Raw genomic sequence first — 16136 nt, forward strand, 5'->3', positions numbered from 1 at the left:
TCAGCGTCCGCGGGGGCGGCGCAGACCGAGCCGCGCGGCGGACTGCCGGGGTTGCGGAGCGCGCCGGATCCCGACCCGGCGAGGCCGCAGGGCGCGGTGCTCGGCGCGCAGGGCGCGCCGCTCGGACGGTTTGATGTTCCACGTCTCCGGCCGCGCCGCCACCCAGCGCTTGGAGCGGACCGCGAACGGGATGTGCGCCAGGTACAGGCCGACGAGGACGAGCATGAGCACGTACGGGTAGGTGACCAGTGCGGCCGCCGCGACCGCCACGAGCACCAGCAGGACGACTGCGTAGCGCGGTGGGACGGACACCGACTTCATCGCCAGGGTCGGGATCTGACTGACGACGAGGGCGGCGGTGAGCAGCGTCCAGACGGCCACCACCGGGTAGGAGTCCCACCAGCCGTCGCCCCACTGGACGTGCGCGGCGACCGGTGCCAGGGCGACGAGGGCGCCGGCGGGGGACGGCACGCCGACGAAGTACTCGCGGGCGTACGCGGGCACCGTGTCGTCCTCGAGCAGCGTGTTGAACCGGGCCAGGCGCAGCACGATGCTGACCGCGTACAGCAGGGCGACGATCCAGCCGAAGGGGCTGCCGTCCAGCAGCGTCACGTACAGCACGAGGGCCGGCGCCACGCCGAACGCGACCGCGTCGGACAACGAGTCCAGTTCGGCGCCGATCTTGGTGGTGGCGTCGAGCAGGCGGGCGATGCGTCCGTCGAGGGAGTCCAGCACGGCCGCCGCACCGATCATGCCCAGCGCGGTGCCCAGCTGGCCGTCGAGGGCGAACTTCACCGCCGACAGCCCGGCGGAGAGCGCAAGGATCGTGATGACGCTCGGCAGCAGCCGCACGGCCTGCGGGCGCCCGCGGCGTCTGCGCTCCGGGGCTGCCTGGGAGGCCGGGGACGGGCTCACGGCAGCTGCGCGATGACGGTCTCGGCGCCGATCGTCTTCTGCCCGCGTTCGACGAGGAGAGTGCTGCCCGGGGGCAGATAGGTGTCGACGCGGGAACCGAAACGGATCAGGCCGTAGGTGTCGCCGATCGGCAGGGTGTCACCCACCTGGGCGTCGCACACGATGCGGCGGGCGAGCAGCCCGGCGATCTGGACGACGGCCACGTCGGCCCCGTCGCGCGTCTCGAGCAGCATGCTGTTGCGCTCGTTGACTTCGCTGGCATCGGCGAGATCGGCCGAGAGGAACTGCCCGGGCCGGTGCACGACCTTGGAGACGGTGCCTCCGACGGGGCTGCGCTGGACGTGCACGTCCAGCACGGACAGGAAGATGCTCACCCGCGGCCGTGGCTCGGTACCCATCTCGAGTTCGGCGGGCGGCACCGCGGTGTCCACCAGTGCCACCTCACCGTCGGCCGGGGCCACGACGACGCCGACCCGGTTCGGCGGCACCCGGTGCGGATGCCGGAAGAACCCGGCGGTGGCGGCGGCCGAGGCGAGGCCGGCGCGACGGATCCACTTGCGGTTGCGGCCGAGCGCCGCGACGGCGAGCGGCGCGGCGACGAAGGGGATGCCGGCCGGGTGGAGCGGTGGAATCGTCTTGCGGACCAGTTCGAGTACGTGTTCGACGCTGGTGGGCGGTGGGGTTCCGGGGGGTGTGGGCTTTCGGGCCACGGCTCCTCTTAGTGTCGCGCGGTGTGACCCGCGGGCGTGCGGCCCGCGGGCTATCACAGCCTACGCGAGGAGGGTCACCGGGCGAGGGCCGCGCCCTCGGCCTCCCGCTTGATGCGCGCGAGGGTGGCATTCATGCCGACCACCATGTCGTCGTCGAAGGCGGTGGCGCCACCGAGAACCTTGTCGATGAGGAACTGCGAGACCTTGCTGGTGCCGTTGGGGGCTTCCCGCCTCTGGGTCACCCGGGTCCCGGTCTCCGTCGGATCCAGAGTGAACGACCAGACGGTTCCGTTCTCCGCGACCCGGAAGCGGAGCAGGCGGCCCGGCTCGAACGAGAGCACCTTGGCGGTGGTGGGCCACACGAGCAGGCCCTTGCGGTTGATGTTGATCGTCTTGGTCCCGGCGCCGACGGGTCCGCCGAGAACGACCATCTTCCGGCACTGCGGGCTCCACTCGCCCATCCGCTTCAGGTCGGAGATCACCTGCCACACCTGCTGCGGCGATGCGGTGATCTCGACGGTGGCTTCGAGCGTCTTCGACACGGGGGTCCTCCCTGATCCTTCGCGTAACCGCGAGTTACAAGTAATTCCCGTCGATCATAGCCGAAGTTGTGATGTGCACCACCGGTGAGATTGCCGTCCGCTGCGGCTGGGGCCCGTGGAGGGGGCGGTGCCCTCTCGTCCGGCGAGCGTTCGGCCGAGCAGTACCAGTCCCCACGGTCCGATCACCCAGATCGGCCACGGGTACACCGCCGCGCCGACGACGATCGACACGATCGCCCAGATGGCGAGGTTGATCGTCCCGGCTGCGGCCCACGCCGCCCACTCGATCCGCTGATGCACCGGCAGCCGGGGGCCGGCGGTGCGAGCGGGGGCGCGGACGGGGGCGCGGACGGGTGCGGGCGGGGGTGCTGCGGGAAGGTCGCTCAGCACCCGGCGCGCCTCGTCGGTGGTGACGGATCGGTACACCGCTCCGACGCGCTCGTCGAACTCGCCGATCGTGAGCCGGCCGGCGGTGAGGTGCCGGCCCAGTTCGTCGACGAGACGTTCGCGTTCGGGGTCGGAGATGCGGACGCCGTCGGCGTATTCCATCGCTGCCTCCCGGAGGGATCGAGGCGACCAGGTCTGCGGGTCGAAGTTCCACAGTGGAAGGTCGCTATCACCATGGTGGATATGCCACAGTGGAATGTCAACCCCCAGGGAAGGTGTCAGCTATGGCCGATCGCCCGTCCGAGGTCACCGCCGGCCGTGCGAGCAAGATCACTGCGGCCCGCCCGCTGAATGTCACTGCGGCCCGCCCGCTGAATGCCACCGCGGCGTCGCTGCTGGGATTCCTGCACGACGGCCCGAAGACGGGATGGGATCTGGTGGTGACCGCGCAGGAGCGGATCGGAAAGTTCTGGTCGATCACGACCAGCCAGGTGTACCGCGAACTCGCCGCGATGGAACGGGCCGGTCTGGTCGAGGCCGGCGAGGTGGGCCCGCGCGACCGTAAGCCGTTTGCGCTCACGGACGCCGGCCGGGCCGCGTTCGCCGAGTGGATCGAACGCGAACCCGGGCCGGAGAACATCCGCTACCCGCTGCTGCTCACCGTCGCGTTCGGCAGGCATCTGCCCCCCGGCAGGCTGGCGGAGATGCTCGCCGTCCACCGGGTGGCCCACGAACGCCGGCTCGCCGACTACGAGCGCGCTGCCGAATGCGGTGCGGATCCGTACTCGTCGGCGACCTTGGACTTCGGCATCGTCTACGAACGAGCCGTGCTCGAGTGGTTCGACCGGGTCGAGGACTCGTTGGGGCCGTGAACCCGGGCGTCTCGTGAGCCTGCGCCTCTCGTAACCCTGGGCGGGCGACCGCGCCCACGATCGGGACGCGGTCACCCGGCCGCCCTTCCCACCTCGATTCCGCGGCGAACCGGCCGGTGCCGGGGACACAATCCGGATAGCGCGCATCGACCGGGAGGTGGCCGTGGCCGGTGAAGTCGTCGTCGGGGTCGGTCCCGTCGCCGCGGACGACGTCCTGCGCGTGGCGCGGTCCGGTGTGCCGGTCCGGATCTCCGCGGAGGCGCTCGCTCTCGTCGGCGCCGCCCGCGCAGTGGTCGACGCGCTCGCCCACGATCCCCGGCCCGCGTACGGCATCACCACCGGTTTCGGGGCGCTCGCCACCCGCCACATTCCGCCGGAATCGCGAATTGATCTGCAGCGCAGCGTGATCCGATCCCATTCCGCCGGAACCGGGCCCGAGGTGGAGCGGGAGGTGGTCCGCGCGATGATGCTGCTGCGCCTGTCGACCTTCGCCACCGGGCACACCGGGGTCCGTCCCGGGACGGCCACGGCCTACGCCGCGATGCTCAATGCGGGAATCACGCCGGTGGTGCCCGAGCACGGCAGCCTCGGCTGTTCCGGGGATCTCGCCCCCCTCGCCCACGTGGCCCTCGCCCTCACCGGCGAGGGCGACGTCCGCGACGCCGCGGGCAGGCTCGTGCCGGCCGCCCAGGCCCTCGCCGCGGCGGGTCTCGATCCCGTCGTGCTCGCCGAGAAGGAAGGACTCGCCCTCGTCAACGGCACCGACGGGATGCTGGGCATGCTGGTCCTCGCGTGCCACGACCTGCGCGCCCTGCTGCGGCTCGCCGACGTCACGGCCGCGATGAGCACCGAAGCGCTGCTCGGTACGGACCGGGTCTTCGCCGCCGACCTGCACGCCCTGCGGCCGCACCCCGGTCAGGCGACGGCCGCCGCCAACATGACCCGGCTCCTCGCCGGGTCCGCCGTCGTGGCCAGCCACCGCACCCCCGACTGCCCGGTGGTCCAGGACGCCTACTCGCTGCGGTGCGCCCCGCAGGTCGCGGGAGCGGCCCGTGACACCCTCGCCCACGCCGAGCAGGTCGCCGCACGCGAACTCGCCTCCGCGATCGACAACCCCGTCGTCACCGGCGACGGCCGGATCGAATCGAACGGCAACTTCCACGGCGCCCCGCTGTCGTACGTCCTCGACTTCCTCGCGATCGTCGTCGCCGACGTCGCGAGCATCAGCGAACGCCGCACCGACCGGCTGCTCGACGTGGCCCGCAGCCACGGCCTACCGCCGTTTCTCGCGCACGACCCCGGCGTCGACAGCGGACACATGATCGCCCAGTACACCCAGGCCGCGCTCGTCGCCGACCTCAAACGCCTCGCCGTGCCGGCCAGTGTCGACTCCGTTCCGTCGTCGGCCATGCAGGAGGACCACGTGTCGATGGGCTGGTCGGCCGCCCGCAAGCTGCGCCGCAGCCTCGACGCACTGACCCGGGTCCTGGCCATCGAGGCGCTGACCGCGGCGCGTGCCCTGGACCTGCGCGCCCCGCTCGCTCCGGCGCCCGGGACCGGCGCCGTCGTCGCCGCGCTCCGCCGGTACGTGGCCGGGCCCGGCCCGGACCGGCGGCTCGGTCCCGAGATCGACGTCGCGGTCCGGCTCGCCGCGAGCGGGGAGCTCGTCGCCGCGGCCGAGGCGGCGATCGGAGCGCTGGACTGATCGTCAGCGCAGCGGATCGAAGTGCCGCAGGACCGTCGCCGGCGTACCGGTCATCGCGTCGGCCAGCAGCCGCCCGGTCAGCGGGCCCAGCGCCACCCCCCACATGCCGTGACCGCCCGCGACGAACACGCGCGGCGAGCGGGTCCCCCCGACCAGCGGCAGACCGTCCGGGGTGCAGGGGCGCGAACCCACCCATTCCTCCGTGCGGGCGGACCAGTCCACGCCGGTGAGCAGCGGCCGCGCGGCGTCGACGATGGCCTGGATCCGGCGCGGGTCGAGCGGGGCGTCGGGCCGCCGGAACTCCATCATCCCGGCGATGCGGAACCGATCGTGCAGCGGTGTGCATGCGACCCGCTGCGCCGGGAAGTAGATCGGGTTCTTCGGCAGGTCCGCCGGGCGCACGCTGAAGCTGTAGCCGCGACCGGCCTGAACCGGCATCCGGACCCCGAACGGCCGGGCGAGGTCGCCCAGCCTGGCGCCGGTGGTCAGCACCGCCGCGTCCGCCGCCCGGTCCGTGCCGTCGGTACCGACCACACGCACGCCGCGCGCGTCGTCCCGGACCGCCTGCACCTCACACCCGGTGATGACCGCACCGCCGCGATCACGCACCGAGTCCGCCAGTGCGGTGACGAACCGCGGCGGATCGAGGAACCGCTGCCCCCGCAGCCGGATCCCGGCCCGCACCCCGTCGCCGAGCAGCGGTTCCAGGGTGCGGATCGTGTCGCCGTCGAGCAGGTCGAAATCCACCTCGCCGCCGGCCGCGACCACCTGCCGGAACTCCTCGACGAGCACGCGACGGTCGTCCTCGGACGCGAACGCGGCCAGGAACGGATCCGCCGGCCGGGTCTGTTCGACGACCCCGCCGCGGGCCAGATCGTCGTAGGCACCCAGCGCGCTCCGGTTCACCTCGGCGAACACGGTCATCGCCGCCCGCCACCGGCGGGTGGTGCAGTGCCGCGCGAAACCCACCAGGAACCGCCACAACCGCAGGTCGACCGCGGGCGGCACGTACACGGGTGACGACGGGGTGAGCATCGATCGGATCCCGTACCGCAGCACCGCCGGTTCCGGCAGCGGCAGCGTCAGCGCGGGCGCCAGCCAGCCGGCGTTGCCCCACGATGCATCCGCCGCGACCCCGGTCCGGTCGAGCACCGTGACCTCGACGCCGCGCTCCTGCAGGAACCACGCCGTCGACAATCCGGCGAAGCCCGCCCCGACGACGACGACCCGACGAATCGCCATGACGCACTCCCGATCTCGAGGTACCCCATCACCTCCATCATGGACCGTCCGCGGGTTCGGTGCCCGCGAACCGAGGGTGGCCGCCGTCCCGCCGTCCCGTGACGATCCGGTGGATCAACCGCGCCCCCGCCCGTGCCGTCCGCCCGTCGACGTCGAGGGCCGGCGCCAGTTCGGCGACGTCGACGAGCGCGAGCCGGCCGCTGCGCGCCACGACGTCGCACACGTGCTGCACCACCTCGAACGCGACCCCACAAGCCGCCGGGGCACTCACCCCGGGTGCCACCCAGCCGGGCAGAACATCGAGATCGATCGTCAGATGCACTGCGTCCAGCTCGCGGACGAAGTCCTCCACGAACGTCTCCACGACGGGCAGGTTCGTGGCGCGGCACTCGTCGTCCAGTAGGTACTGCGCCCCGAACTCGTCCGCGGCGGCGAACAGCGCGGCCGTGTTGCTCGGCTGCGCGATGCCCACCACCGCGTAGCGCAGCGACCGGCCCTGTTCGCGTTCGCGTTCGGCCATCTGCCGGAACGGGGTGCCCGACGTCGGGACGGGCGCGGCCCGCAGGTCGAAGTGCGCGTCCAGGTTCAGCACCCCCCACCGGGCCCCGGCCCGCGCGGCCGCGGACCCGGCCCAGCCCAGGTAGCTGCCGAAGGCCACCTCGTGCCCGCCGCCGAGAACCACCACCGCGTGCTCCGCGTCGAGCAGCGCGGCCACCGCGGCCCCGAGACGGTGCTGCCCGTCGTCGAGGGCGCCGTCGCGCACCTCGATGTCACCGGCATCGTGGACGGCGACCGGAGCGGGTAGCGCCAGCGACGCCAGGGCGCGCCGCAATGCGACCGGCCCGTCCGCCGCGCCGGGCCGCCCCCGGTTGCGACGTACACCCTCGTCGCTGCGGAATCCGATCAGGACCTGAGCCCGCGCGGCGTCCGCGGGCAGCGGCGAGACCACGCCGTGCCAGCGCAGGTGTTCGACACCGGGCCCGTCGTCGCGGCCCGTCCACGGGGCCGGCTGCACGTCGACCGGAATCGTCAAATCAGCATTCCTTCCTGCCAGACCTCACGGATCAGCTGCACTCCCGGCCGGTACGCCAGGTGCAGGTACGACGGGGCGTCCAGCGCGATCAGATCTGCCCGTGCGCCCTCCCGGACGACGCCGACGTCGGTGCGGCGCAGCGCTGCGGCGCCACCGGCGGTCGCCGCACCGACCGCCTCCTCCGGGCTCATGTGCATCTCGCGCACCGCCAGCGCGATGCAGAACGGCATGCTCGTGAGGTAGGAGGTGCCGGGGTTGCAGTCGGTGGCCAGGGCGACGGTCACCCCCGCGTCCAGCAGTGCCCGCGCATCCGGATACCGGTTGCGCGTGCAGAAGTCGGCGCCCGGCAGCAGCGTCGCGACCGTGCCGGAAGCGGCGAGCGCCGCCACGTCCGCCGCCGTCGTGTACGTGACGTGGTCCACCGACGCCGCGCCGAGCTCCACCGCCAGCTGCACGCCGGGCCCGGGACCGAGCTGATTGCCGTGGACCCGCGGGGTGAGGCCGTGCGCCATCCCCTCCTGCAGCACGGCCCGGCACTGATCGGCGTCGAACGCGCCCCGCTCGCAGAACACGTCGATCCACCTCGCGTGCGGGGCGCACACGGGGACCATCTCCTCGCACACCAGCCGGACGTAGTCGTCGGGGCGGCCCGCGAACTCCGGCGGCACGACGTGTGCGGCGAGCAACGTCGTCTCGGGTGTGTACACCTCGGCGATCTGCAGGCTGCGCAGTTCGTCGGCGACGGACTGGCCGTACCCGGACTTGCACTCGACCGTCGTCGTCCCGGACCTCCAGCCCTCCGCGACGAGCCGCGAGACCGTCGCCGCGAGCGCGCGATCGGTTGCCGCGCGGGTCGCCGCGATCGTCGTGGCGATGCCACCGCCCGTGTAGGGCGCACCGGCCATCCGGGCGGCGAACTCCTCGGCGCGCTCGCCGGCGAACACGAGATGGGCGTGACTGTCCACGAACCCGGGCAGCACGGCTCGGCCCTGCAGATCGTGCCGGGCGCCGGCGGCGCCCTCGGGGATCCGCGTGCTCGGCCCCACCCACCGCACCAGACCCTCGCCGACGACGACCGCGGCGGCCACGAGCAGGCCCAGCGGCCCCCGCCCGAGCTCCGGGTCGTTCGTGACGAGGCAGCCGATGTTGTCGAGCAGGGTCCAGTCCCGTCCGTGCGACATCGCGTCAGCTCTCCCGCATCGGGATGCGCAGTCCGCGACGCGCGGAGACCTCGGTGGCCCGGGCATAACCGGCGTCGGCGTGCCGGAGGACGCCGGTGCCCGGGTCGTTCGTCAGCACCCGCTCGAGCTTGCGCGCGGCGAGGTCGGTGCCGTCGGCGATGCACACCTGCCCGGCGTGCAGCGACCGGCCGATTCCGACGCCGCCGCCGTGGTGGATCGACACCCACGACGCACCGGACGCCGTGTTCACCAGGGCGTTGAGCAGCGGCCAGTCGGCGATCGCGTCCGAACCGTCGGCCATCGCCTCGGTCTCGCGGTACGGCGAGGCCACCGACCCGGCGTCGAGGTGGTCCCGGCCGATGGCGATCGGGGCGGAGACCTCTCCGGCGGCGACCATCTCGTTGAACCTCAGGCCCGCCCGGTCCCGTTCGCCGTAGCCGAGCCAGCAGATGCGGGCCGGCAGCCCCTGGAATGGCACCGCGCGTCCGGCCAGGGTGAGCCATCGGACGAGATGCTCGTTCTCGGGGAACAGTTCGAGCACGGCCCGATCGGTGGCCGCGATGTCCGCGGGATCGCCCGACAGCGCGACCCACCGGAACGGTCCGCGGCCCTCCTCGAACAACGGACGGAGATAGGCGGGGACGAAGCCGGGAAAGGCGAATGCCCGGTCGAAGCCGCCCTTGCGGGCCTCGTCGCGGATGGAGTTGCCGTAGTCGAACACCTCGGCGCCGCGATCGAGGAACCCGACCATGGCTTCCACGTGCCGGGCCATCGACCGGCGGGCCTGCTCGGTGAACCACACGGGGTCCTTCGCCGCGAGGGTGTGCCATTCCTCGACTGTCACCCCGCGCGGCAGGTAGGACAGCGGGTCGTGGGCGGAGGTCTGGTCGGTGACGATGTCGATCGGGGCCTGCATCGCGAGCAGCGCCGGCACGACGTCGGCGGCGTTGCCGACCACTCCGATCGAGCGGGGTCGGCGCGCCTCCCGTGCCGCGAGCGCCTCGGCCAGCGCCGCCTCGACACCGTCGGCCTTGGTGTCGAGGAAGCCCTGCGCGAGCCGACGGTCGACCCGGGCCTCGTCGACCTCGACGCAGATCGCCACACCCTCGTTCATCGTGATCGCCAGCGGCTGCGCCCCACCCATGCCGCCCAGGCCCGCGGTCAGGGTGACCGTTCCGGCGAGGCTGCCCCCGAACCGCGCGCGGGCGACGGCCCCGAACGTCTCGTAGGTTCCCTGCAAGATCCCCTGCGAGCCGATGTAGATCCAGGACCCCGCGGTCATCTGCCCGTACATCGTCAGCCCCAGCGCCTCCAGACGGCGGAACTCCTCCCAGGTCGCCCAGTCGCCGACCAGATTCGAGTTGGCCAGCAGCACGCGCGGCGCCCATTCGTGGGTGCGCAGCACCCCGACGGGCTTGCCGGACTGCACGAGCAGCGTCTCGTCGTCGCCGAGGGTCTCGAGGGTCCGCACGATCGCGTCGAATGCGGCCCAGTTGCGGGCCGCCCGGCCGGTGCCGCCGTAGACCACCAGGTCGTCCGGTCGTTCGGCGACGTCGGGGTCGAGGTTGTTCATCAGCAGTCGCAGCGCGCCCTCCTGCTGCCAGCCGCGGCACCGCAACTCGGGACCGCGCGGGGCGCGCACGGGCCGCGGTCCGGGGGAGGGGGTTGTTCCGGTGGCCATGGGGCCTCCTCTCGACACCGGCGCGCCTTCGCCTCACTCCATGACACTGCGGTGGAGCACCCCACGACAACAGGTCCGGGCGGATGTGTCGGATCCGAGACCGAGTGCGCTCGCGGTCCGGCCGTGGCCCCTTGGAAGAGTGGACCGGACCGGTCGTACGATTTCGTCGAACGTTCTGCTGTCGAAGGGAACCATCCATGACCACGGGTATCGAACAGCTCGAGTTCCAGGCGGAGACTCGTCAGCTGCTGGATCTGCTGATCCACTCGGTGTATTCGAACAAGGACACCTTCCTCCGGGAACTCGTCTCCAACTCGTCGGACGCGCTGGACAAGCTCAAGCTCGAGGCGTTCCGCAACAAGGACCTGCAGGTCGACACCTCGGATCTGCACATCGAGATCGAGGTCGACAAGGAGCAGCGCACCCTCACCGTCCGCGACAACGGCATCGGCATGTCGCGGGACGAGGTGGTCGACCTGATCGGCACCCTCGCGAAGTCGGGCACGGCAGAACTGCGCCGCAAGCTGCGGGAGGCGCAGGAATCGGCTGCGCCGGAGGAGCTCATCGGGCAGTTCGGTGTCGGCTTCTACTCGACCTTCATGGTCGCCGACAAGGTGACCCTGCTGACCCGCAAGGCGGGCGAGCACGACGGCACCCGGTGGGAGTCGAGCGGCGAGGCGACGTACACGATCGAGACGGTCGAGGGCGCACCCCAGGGCACGTCGGTGACGCTGCACCTCAAGCCGGAGGACACCGAGGACCACCTGTTCGACTACACGGCCGAGTGGAAGATCAAGGAGATCGTCAAACGCTACTCGGATTTCATCGCGTGGCCGATCCGGATGCAGGTCGAACACACGAAGCCGGCCGAGGGCGAGGGTTCCGTCGCCGAGGTGGTCCGCGAGACCGAGACCCTGAACTCGATGAAGGCGCTGTGGGCGCGCTCGAAGGACGACGTCTCCGCCGAGGAGTACAACGAATTCTACAAACACGTCGCCCACGCGTGGGACGAGCCGCTCGAGGTCGTCCCGATGAAGGCCGAGGGCACCTTCGAATACCAGGCGCTGCTGTTCATTCCGTCGCAGGCGCCGTTCGACCTGTTCATGCGTGAGCGCAAGACCGGGATCCACCTCTACGTCAAGCGCGTGTTCATCATGGACGACTGCGAGGAACTGGTCCCGGAGTACCTGCGGTTCGTCAAGGGCGTGGTCGACGCACAGGACCTGTCGCTCAACGTCTCCCGCGAGATCCTGCAGCAGGACCGGCAGATCCGCGCGATCCGCCGGCGGCTCACCAAGAAGGTGCTGTCGACGATCAAGGACATGGCGGCGAACGAGCCGGAGAAGTACCGGACGTTCTGGTCGCAGTTCGGCCGGGTCCTCAAGGAGGGTCTGCTCTCGGACTTCGACAACCGCGACACCCTGCTCGCGGTGTCCTCCTTCGAGTCCACGCACAGCGAGGACGCCACGACGACGCTCGCCGAGTACGTCGCGCGGATGAAGGAGGGCCAGGACGAGATCTTCTACATGACCGGCGAGTCCCGGCAGCAGATCGAGAGTTCGCCGCACATGGAGGCGTTCCGCGCCAAGGGCCTCGAGGTGCTGCTGCTCACCGACCCGGTCGACGAGATGTGGGTGGGGTCCGTCCCCGAGTTCGAGGGCAAGCGGTTCCAGTCGATCGCCAAGGGCGAGGTGGACCTCGGTACGGAGGACGAGAAGAAGGCCGCGGAGGCCGAGCGCGAGGAGCGGGAGAAGGAGTACGCCGACCTGCTGTCGTGGCTCGGCGAGACGCTCGACGAACATGTGAAGCAGGTGCGGTTGTCGTCGCGGCTGACCACGTCGCCCGCGTGCCTCGTCGGCGACACGTTCGCCATGTCGCCCACCCTCGAGCGGATGTACCGGGCGTCGGGCCAGCCCGTCCCGCACACCAAGCGCATCCTCGAGCTCAACCCGGACCACCCGCTGGTCACGGCGCTGCGCGACGCGCACGCCCAGCGCGCCGACGATCCGACGCTCGGTGAGACCGCCGAATTGCTGTACGGCACCGCGCTGCTCGCCGAGGGTGGGGAACTCGACGACCCGGCGGCGTTCGCCCGCCTGCTCGCCGAGCGCCTCGCGCGCACGCTGTAGGCGCGCGCCCCTCCGGCTCACCCTTTTCCGGCCGAATGTCACATCGCGTCGATTCGATCGATGCGATGTGACATTCGGTCCGTGGGCGGCGGGGGTGGGGTGACCCGATAGGCTCGCACCATGGCCGGTGTGGACGGGGTGTTGTTCGATATCGAGGGCGTGATCGTGACGTCGTGGGTGCCCGTGCCGGGCGCCGCGGAGGTGCTTGCCGGGCTCCGCGAGCGCGGCGTGCATCGGGCCTTCCTGACCAACACCACGTCGCGGACGTGTGCGCAGATCGCCGAGACCCTCTCCGGCCTGGGCATGCCGGTCGAACCCGCCGAGATCGTGACGGCCGCGTCCCTCACCGCCGAGTATCTGCGGCAGACCTACCCGGGCCGGCGCTGCTGGGTGCTCAACCACGGCGACGTGGAGGCGGACCTCGAGGGCATCGTGCGCGACGAGGACGACCCCGAGGTGGTCGTGCTGGGCGGGGCCGGGCCGGAATTCAGCCACCGTGCCCTCAGCCGGGTCGCCGAACTGATGCTCGACGGGGTGCCGGTGGTGGCCATGCACCGCGGCGCCACGTGGCAGGCCGCGGACGGGCTGCGCATCGACACCGGCGTCTATCTGCCGGGTCTCGAGGAGCTGAGCGGGCAGACCGTCGTCGCGGTCGGAAAGCCGTCGATGCGGGGCTTTCTCGCCGCGGCCGAGCTGATGGGCACCGAACCGGACCGGATGGCGGTGGTGGGCGACGACCTGCACGCCGAGGTCATCCCCGGCCAGCGACTCGGTATGACGGGAATCCTGGTGCGCACCGGCAAGTTTCGGCAGTCGGTGCTCGATCTCGCGGTCGAGCGTCCCGACCGGGTGGTCGATTCGGTGGCCGACCTGCCGGAGCTCCTCGACACGCTCTGACGCCCTCTCGCTCCGGGCGGGTCCGGCCGGTACCCTCGCGCCGGGGGAGTCGCCCCCGTCCGCAGTATCCGAGCCCCGGCCCAGCGCAGAGGAGACCTTGTTGTCCATCCGATCCATCCGTGCCGTCGTAGTCCCCCGCCGTCTCCTCCGGGCCGGTGTGGTCGCCGCTCTCGGTGTCGCATCGGCGGCCCTGCTCGGCGTGGGCACCGCCGCGGCGGCACCGGTGACGTGCGTGTCGCCGCCGTCGGCCAACGAGATCCTGGTGTCCGACACCGCGAGCTGCGGTGCGACGGCCACCGAGGGCGGCACGGCCCACTCGTTCGCTTCCGAGAGCGGCACCGCGGTGTCGTCGGCGCAGACGGCGGGCGCGGCCGAAGCCCACGCGACGGGCTTCGGGACAGCCTTGAGCGGGGCCGGGGACGGTGGCCGCGCCTATGCATACGCCCTCGGCGGCGGGCTCAGCCATTCCTCGGCCCAGGGCCCGGCGACGACGGTGTCCGTCGCCGGCTGGGGTTCGGGGGCGACGGCCGACCCGACCGGCGTCACCTGCGTCGGTCCGCAGTCGTTCGCGATCAACACGGCCACCGGCCAGTGGTGCGCCGTCGGCGTCGGTTCCACGCGTCGCTGATCCCACCCCGGACCGGGCCTGCGCGACGAGGGTGGCGGGTGCTCCAAACCTTGCACTCGCCACCCTCGAGTGCTAAGAATGCTCTTGGCACTCGCAACACGTGAGTGCCAGGTCGGGACGGTGAGGCCGGGAATATCGACACCCCTGGTCGTCCGTCGCGGGCACTGCTTCCGGCCGAAGGCGTACATGGGGCGACCCGACGAGCGGTCGCCCTGCGTGTCACCCCCATATCCGGAGGATCACTTCGCAATGGCCAAGATCATCGCGTTCGACGAAGAGGCCCGTCGCGGCCTCGAGCGGGGCCTGAACAGCCTCGCCGACGCTGTCAAGGTGACGTTGGGGCCCAAGGGTCGCAACGTCGTGCTCGAGAAGAAGTGGGGCGCCCCCACGATCACCAACGATGGTGTGTCCATCGCCAAGGAGATCGAGCTCGAGGACCCGTACGAGAAGATCGGCGCCGAGCTGGTCAAGGAAGTTGCCAAGAAGACGGACGACGTCGCGGGTGACGGCACCACCACCGCCACCGTGCTCGCCCAGGCGCTGGTGCGCGAGGGTCTGCGCAACGTCGCTGCCGGTGCGAACCCGCTCGGCCTCAAGCGCGGCATCGAGAAGGCCGTCGAGGCCGTCACCGCCAAGCTGCTCGACACCGCCAAGGAGGTCGAGACCAAGGAGCAGATCGGCGCCACCGCCGGCATCTCCGCGGGCGACCCCGCGATCGGTGAACTGATCGCCGAGGCCATCGACAAGGTGGGCAAGGAAGGCGTCATCACCGTCGAGGAGTCCAACACCTTCGGCCTCCAGCTCGAGCTGACCGAGGGTATGCGCTTCGACAAGGGCTACATCTCGCTGTACTTCGCCACCGACGCCGAGCGTCAGGAGGCCGTGCTCGAGGACGCCTACATCCTGCTCGTGTCGGGCAAGATCTCGACCGTCAAGGACCTGCTGCCGCTGCTGGAGAAGGTCATCCAGTCCGGCAAGCCGCTGGCGATCATCGCCGAGGACGTCGAGGGTGAGGCTCTGTCCACCCTGGTCGTCAACAAGATCCGTGGCACCTTCAAGTCGGTCGCCGTCAAGGCCCCCGGCTTCGGTGACCGTCGCAAGGCCCAGCTCGCCGACATCGCCATCCTCACCGGTGGCGAGGTCATCAGCGAAGAGGTCGGTCTCTCCCTCGAGACCGCCGGCCTCGAGCTGCTCGGCCGTGCGCGCAAGGTCGTCGTCACCAAGGACGAGACCACCATCGTCGACGGTGCCGGCGACGCCGACGCCATCGCCGGTCGCGTGAACCAGATCCGCGCCGAGATCGAGGCGTCGGACTCGGACTACGATCGCGAGAAGCTGCAGGAGCGCCTGGCCAAGCTGGCCGGCGGTGTCGCGGTCATCAAGGCCGGCGCCGCCACCGAGGTCGAGCTCAAGGAGCGCAAGCACCGCATCGAGGATGCCGTCCGCAACGCCAAGGCTGCGGTCGAGGAGGGCATCGTCGCCGGCGGCGGCGTCGCGCTGCTGCAGGCCGCCCCGGTTCTGGACGACCTGAAGCTCGAGGGTGACGAGGCCACCGGTGCCAACATCGTCAAGGTCGCCCTCGAGGCTCCGCTGAAGCAGATCGCCTTCAACGCCGGCCTCGAGCCCGGCGTCGTCGCCGAGAAGGTGCGCAACCTGCCCGCCGGCCACGGCCTCAACGCCGCCACCGGCGAGTACGAGGACCTGCTGGGCGCCGGCATCAACGATCCGGTCAAGGTCACCCGCTCGGCGCTGCAGAACGCGGCGTCCATCGCGGCCCTGTTCCTGACCACCGAGGCTGTCGTCGCCGACAAGCCGGAGAAGGCCGCCGCTCCCGCCGGCGACCCGACCGGCGGCATGGGTGGCATGGACTTCTGATCCACCCCCGACCGTCTTCGAGGCCCGGTTCCACTTCGGTGGGGCCGGGCCTCGTGGCGTCGGCAGTTCGGGTGATTTCTCCGATTTCCGCGTTCTCGGGTCGTGTCCTGTTGTAACAATGGCGTCGCGGCCGCATTCCAGGGCCGCGCATCCGTGACACGGACGAAATCAAGGAGGAGTCGCCATGGGATCTCTCGCGGACATCATCGGCTGGGTGCTCGAAAACTTCGATCTGCTGGAGGTTCTGGACTCGCTGAGTGCAGACGACTAGCGGCCACCCACCACCCGGACGGAGAAGATCATGATCGGCAGCCTGCTCGACCTCATCACGCCCATCCT

14 protein-coding genes are annotated in these 16136 nt (G+C 71.3%); 6 read left to right on the top strand and 8 right to left on the bottom strand.

Going from position 1 to position 16136, the window contains the following annotated elements:
- The 4 genes from QYS60_RS18915 to QYS60_RS18930 form a co-directional block, all read right to left on the bottom strand.
- Positions 1–852, bottom strand: coding sequence for a phosphatidylcholine/phosphatidylserine synthase (locus QYS60_RS18915; RefSeq protein WP_003937424.1), 852 nt, complete (start codon positions 850–852; stop codon positions 1–3).
- Between the two features lie 59 nt (positions 853–911).
- On the bottom strand, positions 912–1625 hold the full coding sequence (locus QYS60_RS18920; protein ID WP_003937425.1) for a phosphatidylserine decarboxylase: 714 nt from the start codon (positions 1623–1625) through the stop codon (positions 912–914).
- Between the two features lie 74 nt (positions 1626–1699).
- On the bottom strand, positions 1700–2167 hold the full coding sequence (locus QYS60_RS18925; RefSeq protein WP_054371705.1) for an SRPBCC family protein: 468 nt from the start codon (positions 2165–2167) through the stop codon (positions 1700–1702).
- A 54-nt stretch (positions 2168–2221) separates the two neighbouring features.
- Positions 2222–2716 (bottom strand): DUF1707 domain-containing protein, encoded by a 495-nt coding sequence (locus QYS60_RS18930; RefSeq protein ID WP_371383939.1) that lies wholly within the window; start codon positions 2714–2716, stop codon positions 2222–2224.
- A gap of 122 nt (positions 2717–2838) precedes the next feature.
- On the opposite strand from QYS60_RS18930, the gene QYS60_RS18935 reads away from it, so the two are divergent.
- Together QYS60_RS18935 and hutH are read left to right on the top strand one after the other, a co-directional pair.
- Entirely contained in the window at positions 2839–3426 is a 588-nt protein-coding gene (locus QYS60_RS18935) for a PadR family transcriptional regulator (protein WP_371383940.1), read from the top strand.
- A 157-nt stretch (positions 3427–3583) separates the two neighbouring features.
- Positions 3584–5131, top strand: coding sequence for a histidine ammonia-lyase (gene hutH, locus QYS60_RS18940; protein WP_289378528.1), 1548 nt, complete (start codon positions 3584–3586; stop codon positions 5129–5131).
- A gap of 3 nt (positions 5132–5134) precedes the next feature.
- Here the strand turns inward: hutH and QYS60_RS18945 are convergent, their stop codons facing one another.
- The 4 genes from QYS60_RS18945 to hutU are packed head-to-tail and all read right to left on the bottom strand — an operon-like array spanning position 5135 to position 10268.
- Entirely contained in the window at positions 5135–6373 is a 1239-nt protein-coding gene (locus QYS60_RS18945) for an NAD(P)/FAD-dependent oxidoreductase (protein ID WP_371383941.1), read from the bottom strand.
- A gap of 37 nt (positions 6374–6410) precedes the next feature.
- Complete coding sequence (gene hutG, locus QYS60_RS18950; protein WP_371383942.1) at positions 6411–7406, bottom strand: formimidoylglutamase; 996 nt, start codon at positions 7404–7406, stop codon at positions 6411–6413.
- Entirely contained in the window at positions 7403–8587 is a 1185-nt protein-coding gene (gene hutI / locus QYS60_RS18955; RefSeq protein WP_371383943.1) for an imidazolonepropionase, read from the bottom strand. The genes hutG and hutI overlap by 4 nt, the downstream gene beginning before the upstream one ends.
- A gap of 4 nt (positions 8588–8591) precedes the next feature.
- On the bottom strand, positions 8592–10268 hold the full coding sequence (hutU, locus tag QYS60_RS18960) for a urocanate hydratase (protein ID WP_289378532.1): 1677 nt from the start codon (positions 10266–10268) through the stop codon (positions 8592–8594).
- Positions 10269–10465: 197 nt separating this feature from the next.
- Between hutU and htpG the strand changes: the two genes are divergently transcribed.
- From htpG to groL, 4 genes are all read left to right on the top strand, one after another.
- Positions 10466–12397, top strand: a complete 1932-nt coding sequence (htpG, locus tag QYS60_RS18965; RefSeq protein ID WP_371383944.1) for a molecular chaperone HtpG — start codon at positions 10466–10468, stop codon at positions 12395–12397.
- 120 nt (positions 12398–12517) lie between these two features.
- Positions 12518–13294, top strand: a complete 777-nt coding sequence (locus tag QYS60_RS18970) for an HAD-IIA family hydrolase (protein ID WP_003937435.1) — start codon at positions 12518–12520, stop codon at positions 13292–13294.
- A 100-nt stretch (positions 13295–13394) separates the two neighbouring features.
- A complete protein-coding gene (locus QYS60_RS18975; RefSeq protein WP_371383945.1) occupies positions 13395–13922 on the top strand; it encodes a DUF6764 family protein in 528 nt (175 codons plus the stop codon).
- A 249-nt stretch (positions 13923–14171) separates the two neighbouring features.
- Complete coding sequence (gene groL / locus QYS60_RS18980; RefSeq protein ID WP_010592200.1) at positions 14172–15797, top strand: chaperonin GroEL; 1626 nt, start codon at positions 14172–14174, stop codon at positions 15795–15797.
- Positions 15798–16136 lie beyond the last annotated feature (339 nt).

The sequence above is a fragment of the Rhodococcus sp. GXMU-t2271 genome, assembly GCF_041414735.1.
Classification (GTDB): Bacteria; Actinomycetota; Actinomycetes; order Mycobacteriales; family Mycobacteriaceae; genus Rhodococcus; species Rhodococcus indonesiensis.

Excerpts from the sequence above, each read along its gene's own strand:
- QYS60_RS18930 (WP_371383939.1), bottom strand. The coding sequence starts at position 2,716 with ATGGAATACGCCGACGGCGTCCGCATCTCCGACCCCGAACGCGAACGT.
- QYS60_RS18935 (WP_371383940.1), top strand. The coding sequence starts at position 2,839 with ATGGCCGATCGCCCGTCCGAGGTCACCGCCGGCCGTGCGAGCAAGATC.
- QYS60_RS18945 (WP_371383941.1), bottom strand. The coding sequence starts at position 6,373 with ATGGCGATTCGTCGGGTCGTCGTCGTCGGGGCGGGCTTCGCCGGATTG.
- hutI (WP_371383943.1), bottom strand. The coding sequence starts at position 8,587 with ATGTCGCACGGACGGGACTGGACCCTGCTCGACAACATCGGCTGCCTC.
- hutU (WP_289378532.1), bottom strand. The coding sequence starts at position 10,268 with ATGGCCACCGGAACAACCCCCTCCCCCGGACCGCGGCCCGTGCGCGCC.
- htpG (WP_371383944.1), top strand. The coding sequence starts at position 10,466 with ATGACCACGGGTATCGAACAGCTCGAGTTCCAGGCGGAGACTCGTCAG.
- QYS60_RS18970 (WP_003937435.1), top strand. The coding sequence starts at position 12,518 with ATGGCCGGTGTGGACGGGGTGTTGTTCGATATCGAGGGCGTGATCGTG.
- groL (WP_010592200.1), top strand. The coding sequence starts at position 14,172 with ATGGCCAAGATCATCGCGTTCGACGAAGAGGCCCGTCGCGGCCTCGAG.